The 4,104-nt window shown below is 45.3% G+C and carries 3 protein-coding genes and 1 pseudogene; all 4 read left to right on the top strand.

What is annotated here, in order from left to right:
* The first annotated feature begins 388 nt into the window (after positions 1 to 388).
* The 4 genes and pseudogenes from ACEW9J_RS20115 to ACEW9J_RS20100 all read left to right on the top strand — a co-directional run bounded on the left by ACEW9J_RS20115 (position 389) and on the right by ACEW9J_RS20100 (position 3,784).
* Positions 389 to 1,465 carry a tyrosine-type recombinase/integrase gene (locus tag ACEW9J_RS20115; RefSeq protein ID WP_373546870.1) on the top strand — a complete coding sequence of 359 codons (1,077 nt, stop codon included), beginning with the start codon at positions 389 to 391 and terminating at the stop codon, positions 1,463 to 1,465.
* Between the two features lie 385 nt (positions 1,466 to 1,850).
* Positions 1,851 to 2,123, top strand: a pseudogene (locus ACEW9J_RS20110) (hypothetical protein); the annotation flags it as partial.
* A 189-nt stretch (positions 2,124 to 2,312) separates the two neighbouring features.
* On the top strand, positions 2,313 to 3,047 hold the full coding sequence (locus ACEW9J_RS20105; RefSeq protein WP_373546869.1) for a DUF4079 domain-containing protein: 735 nt from the start codon (positions 2,313 to 2,315) through the stop codon (positions 3,045 to 3,047).
* Positions 3,048 to 3,106: 59 nt separating this feature from the next.
* Positions 3,107 to 3,784 (top strand): response regulator transcription factor, encoded by a 678-nt coding sequence (locus ACEW9J_RS20100; RefSeq protein WP_373546868.1) that lies wholly within the window; start codon positions 3,107 to 3,109, stop codon positions 3,782 to 3,784.
* Positions 3,785 to 4,104: the final 320 nt, after the last annotated feature.

The following is a 4,104-nucleotide window of genomic DNA, read 5'->3' as shown; positions in this document are numbered from 1 at the left end:
TCAAGGGTGTCTGTTCTACAAATTTTTCAAAGATGTCACTAATCATCTTTAATTCCCTCTCTGCTTAGGTTTTTAGCTTTTGAATAAAATTATACTCGGCTTTTTGCCCCATAGTACAACAGCTCACCTTAACAGGGGTAGTATCGGGAACTCAAGTTAGATTGCGACAGGATTAGTCGGGCTAGTTTTGAAAGGTAGCTACACGCCTCCGCCAGAACTGAGTTTTCAGGATAGTTTGGCTCTATTCCCCGATTCAGAGTTGCAGTCTTATTTGAGTCAGGAATATACTCTGCAATGTCGGCCCTTATGTTATGGGGACTCCCCTACTTGGGAGGAAATAGTTGGTTGTTTTGAATCCTATCGCGCTTGGCTGTAATGAGGAGTAATTATGGTTGAGATCGTTATTCAAAAAATAGTTCCTGTCTCCGTTCCCGTCATTGCTGCGGATAATCTCTGGGCGGAGTTTGGGCAGTTAAAGATTGCCGATAGCACTAGGAAGCAGTATGTTAAGGCGATCGAGCATTTCTGTCAGTTTGCTAACAACGGCTCTGCGAACCCAGAGACGATCTCGGAATTTCTGGCACTCGATCGATATGCTGCAATTGAGATGGTATTAAGGTATCGTCGTCACTCGATCGATAAAAAATTGGCACCCAGCACGATTAATGTCCGGTTGGCGGCGATTAAGAGTTTGGTGGACATGGCGCGGAAGCTGGGTAAAACCACGATCGATCTCACCGATATCGAGAGCATCCCCATTGAAAGCTATCGCGATACTAGGGGGATTTCTGTCGAACAGTTTAAATCGATGTTGGAGGAAATCGATCCTAGTACGCCCATCGGGGTGAGGGATTATGCGATTATGCTGTTGTTCTGGGGGAATGCGCTCCGCCGGGGGGAAATTGCCAGTGCGAATATCGAGGATTTTTTACCCCAGCAGCAGAAGTTGATGATTTTGGGGAAGGGGAAACGAGTGAAGGTGGCGATCGATCTTAGCGATCGCGTGAGTTATGCTCTGGAGGAGTGGCTGAATTTTCATCCGTGCAATGTGCCAGGACAGCCGCTGTCTTGTCGCACACAACCTAGAGCGGCGCATCGAACGGGAGGTTCCCTCCCGTTTGTGTGCGACAAGACAGGAAACCAAAGAGTCGATGCGCCGCTGATTACTTCCTTGAGCCACAATTGTTATGGGGCGAGGATTGCTGGGGATAGTATCTATCGGATCGTGCAGGGGTATGCGGAGGCTGCGGGAATCGAGCGGCGGGTGTCGCCTCATCGATTGCGGCATAGTTCGATTACGGCGTTTTTGGATGCTAGTGGGGGTAATCTGCGGGCGGCGCAAGCGTTGAGTCGGCATAGCAATCAGAATACTTTGACTCTGTACGATGATAATCGACGGCAGCAACAAAAAGGTGCTTCTGGGATGCTGGAGGATTTGTTGGCGGGGAATGAGCGGCTGTCGTGAGATGGTCGCTTAATTCAACAATTCTGCGTTCCCCCCGTTTAGCGCGACAATACACAACCGCTGGCTAACCGAAACGTATTGACGGGCGATCGTCATCTCGCAGGTAATCTGAGAAATTGCTGAGATTTAACTGAGCAAAGTTTCAGCATAAATTCAGGAAATCGATCGACTAAGTTCAGAGAGCTTTCAGTGGTGGCTGCGATAGTTAAATCAGTGAATCAGTTGGGTTCATCTGAAACACACTAGATCGATATTTAGCAGGATACTCTCATGAAATTAACTTCTTTGGTTACAAGTGTTGTATTGTTGGGCTTAGTTACTGTCGGTCATGTTACACCAGGAACTTTCACTCCATCGTTGGCGTAGCCTACCGTAGGTAATCGGCATAGTTGCTAGTGCCGCTGAAGGCCCCTCCGTCCAAGAAAAAATCAGTTTAATTACTAAAAATAAGGGTCAGATTGGCGGTGGCGACCAGCTACGTCGGTTTTTTTATGGTGATTTAGAACCACTAGGAGTTCAACCTGGTGGAGCAGGAATGGTCGTGAATTTATATAACAAAGCCAATAATGTCACTTTCTCCTATTGCGCTACTTACGATGTGGTAGTTGCTGTTAAAAAAGGTAGAATAGCTACGTTCCAAGCAAGTGAAGTTAAATAATAGCCTAGTTTTCTAGATTGCAGTTATTAGGATAAGTACGGTGTATTTAGAGGGCAAATATAAAAGTAATTTACCTTTATATCTTGCCTCTTCAAGTTTGTTAAAAATTAAGCTTATCATTTAGAATTACTGCAATAATTAATGATTAATTATTAATTATTAATTATAAATTAATTAAAAGAGGTTTTCATGGATAGAGATACGATCTTATTGCTACATCCATTCATTGCTGTGATTGTGGTATTTCCGCTCCTTGGTATAGTGATGAATCGTGCGCTCCAAACTCGTCAGCGACGGTTGCAGGTATCAACTGGAGCCAAAAGTGCAATTCCGCCCAGTGCTGGCCCCGAACATGCTCAACTAGGTCGGTGGCTGACTGGTTCGGTGGTGGGTATCGTCCTAATTGCATTTGCAGTCGATGTGTTCGGCCATATTGTAGACAAACAAGTGTGGGTGAAAAATCCATTCCAGGTGATCTTAATTAGCCTGGTTTTTATAGCGGCGATCGCATCGTTAGCCGTACTTTACCGTGCGAAAACCAGACTCTGGCGGGGTGTATTTGCCATCCTTACCAGTGTTGCGCTGATTGTGCTGGGCAGTCAGGATGGTATTTATCGTAATGATGCCCAATGGTACATTTCTCATTACTATTACGGTATTGCTGCGGCATTAATGATGATTTTTTCTTTAGCAATCGTCAGAGAGATCTATCAGGATCGTACTCATCGGTGGCGAAATATTCATATTGTTTTAAATTCGATCGCACTCATCCTCTTCATCGGGCAAGCTTTTACTGGAGTTAAGTCATTGCTAGAAATTCCCCTAGTTTGGCAGAAGCCCTATGTCGGAAAGCTTTACGAGCAACAATGTGACAAACAGCCCTGTACCGTTCAGTCAGCTCCATCTTTGAAAATGCTCAAATAACCGCCCAAGCACGGATAATTAGTGAATGGGCATCACGAACGCGATGAAGGAAAAAACAGATGACAGCACAACATATCCTGTTGGTTGAAGATGAAATCAAACTCGCCCGATTTATCGAATTGGAATTGGAAAGCGAAGGTTATCGCGTCACTGTGGCACATGATGGGATGTCGGGACTATCGTTGGCGCGAGAGTCAGAGCCAGATTTGGCGATTTTGGATTGGATGATGCCCGGTTTGACTGGGGTAGAACTTTGTCGGCGACTGCGAGCGACGGGAATTAAGATTCCGGTGATTTTGCTGACGGCTAAAGATGAAGTCGGAGATCGGGTGACAGGTTTAGATGCTGGAGCCGATGATTATTTGGTCAAACCGTTTAGTATTGAGGAATTATTAGCTAGAATCCGCGCTCATCTGCGGCGCACCCAGGATACGGATACAGATTTGTTGCAGTTTGAAGATCTGAGCCTCAATCGCCGTACTCGTGAAGTCCATCGGGGGCAAAGATCGATCGACTTAACCGCAAAGGAGTTCGATCTCCTGCAATACCTCATGAGTCATCCGCGCCAGGTATTTACTAGAGAGCAAATTCTTGAAAATATTTGGGGGTATGATTTTCTGGGAGATTCAAATATTATTGAGGTCTACGTTCGCTATCTGCGATTGAAGTTGGAGCAGGAAAGTGAGAAGCGATTGATTCATACTGCACGCGGAGTCGGTTACTCGTTGCGGGAGTAGTGTGTTGGGCTATGTCCCCTCTGTCATTCGTTCTGATACGATGTATGCTATCCCTACTGGCTCATTGTCGTAATCGGTTAACCAGATGTCTTGGGTTTCATTTCGATCGCTGAAGTGTCGAGCGAGCATTTGAGCGAGATTGTCTGTTTGGCTTGGCTTGATCGGGTGCGAACGACTAGTAGACCAATCCTAAATATAATCTGTGGACAAAAAAGATAGCAAAACTGTAAAATAGTATTTTATCTAATATGCCAAACCCACTGCAATATATTGAAAAGCATCCAGATCGAGCCAAGGAAATTATAGGTATTGAGTATGAG

It is taken from the genome of Chamaesiphon sp. (assembly GCF_041737865.1).
GTDB lineage: Bacteria > Cyanobacteriota > Cyanobacteriia > Cyanobacteriales > Chamaesiphonaceae > Chamaesiphon.
Note: the sequence above shows the minus strand (reverse complement) of the source record. Positions and strands in the feature narration are given on the sequence as shown.

Excerpts from the sequence above, each read along its gene's own strand:
- ACEW9J_RS20105 (WP_373546869.1), top strand. The coding sequence starts at position 2,313 with ATGGATAGAGATACGATCTTATTGCTACATCCATTCATTGCTGTGATT.
- ACEW9J_RS20100 (WP_373546868.1), top strand. The coding sequence starts at position 3,107 with ATGACAGCACAACATATCCTGTTGGTTGAAGATGAAATCAAACTCGCC.
- ACEW9J_RS20115 (WP_373546870.1), top strand. The coding sequence starts at position 389 with ATGGTTGAGATCGTTATTCAAAAAATAGTTCCTGTCTCCGTTCCCGTC.